At 64.2% G+C, this 1090-nt stretch carries 1 protein-coding gene and 1 pseudogene; both read right to left on the reverse strand.

The window, feature by feature from the left end:
• A partial coding sequence (locus RV1423_RS28205; protein WP_034303971.1) for an ABC transporter ATP-binding protein occupies positions 1-753 on the reverse strand: 753 nt, incomplete at its 3' end.
• A 33-nt stretch (positions 754-786) separates the two neighbouring features.
• Positions 787-1090 (reverse strand): annotated as a pseudogene (locus RV1423_RS28210) (ABC transporter ATP-binding protein); the annotation flags it as partial.

Below are 1090 nucleotides of genomic sequence, written 5' to 3' on the forward strand. Positions count from 1 at the left end.
ATACGCCTCGATCACCGCCGGGTTCTTTTGCACGTCGGCCGGCACTCCTTCGGCGATCGGCTTGCCGTAGTCCAGCACCGTCAAGCGGTTGCACAGCCCCATCATGAGTTTGACGTCGTGTTCGATCAGCAGGATGGTCTTGCCGTCCGCCTGGATTTTGACCAGCAGTTCCCTCAGGCCCAGTTTTTCGGTGGCGTTCATGCCGGCGGCCGGTTCGTCCAGCGCCAGCAGTTGCGGCTCCGTCGCCAGCGCGCGGGCGATCTCCAGCCGCCTCTGGTCGCCGTAGGACAGGTGCCGCGCCGTTCTGGCGGCAAATTTGCCGATGCCGACGAAGTCGAGCAGCTTTTGCGATTTGTCCTTGATCTGCGCTTCTTCGTCCCGGGCGGCCTTGTGCCGGAATACGGCGCCGAAGACGTTCTGCCTGGTCCTGACGTGGCAGCCGACCATGACGTTTTCCAGCACGGTCATGTCGCCGAATAACCGGATGTTTTGGAAGGTGCGGGCGATGCCGGCTTTGGCGACTTCATGCGGGGCGCTGGGACTGTAGGGTTTGCCGGCCAGCTCGAAGCTGCCGGTGTCGGGCTGGTATAGCCCGGTGATGACGTTGAAGAAGGTGGTCTTGCCGGCGCCGTTGGGGCCGATCAGGCCGTAGATCTGGCCTTGTTCGATGCTCAGGCTGACGCCCGAGAGGGCTTGCAGGCCGCCGAAGCGTTTGCTGACGTCGGCGATTTTTAACAGGGTGGTGGTGCTCATCATTCGTCCTCTGTGTGTTGTTCGTCGATGGGCTTACGCTTTGACCACGCCGACCGGCTCGTCGCCGTGCGGGTGGTCGGCTTCGGGACGGTCTTCATGGCGCGGCGATGGCCACAGGCCGGCGGGACGATTGAGCATGATGACGACCATGGCCAGGCCGTAGAGCAACTGACGCAGCACTTCGGCGTCGATCCAGACCCGCCCGAACAGGCTCATCTGCACCGGTTCGACGACGTGGCGCAGGACTTCGGGCAGGGCGGCGAGGATCACGCCGCCCAGCACGACGCCGGGGATGTGGCCGATGCCGCCGAGCACGACCATGGCGAGCACGGCGATC

The organism is Herbaspirillum sp. RV1423 (genome assembly GCF_000577615.1).
GTDB lineage: Bacteria > Pseudomonadota > Gammaproteobacteria > Burkholderiales > Burkholderiaceae_D > Herbaspirillum.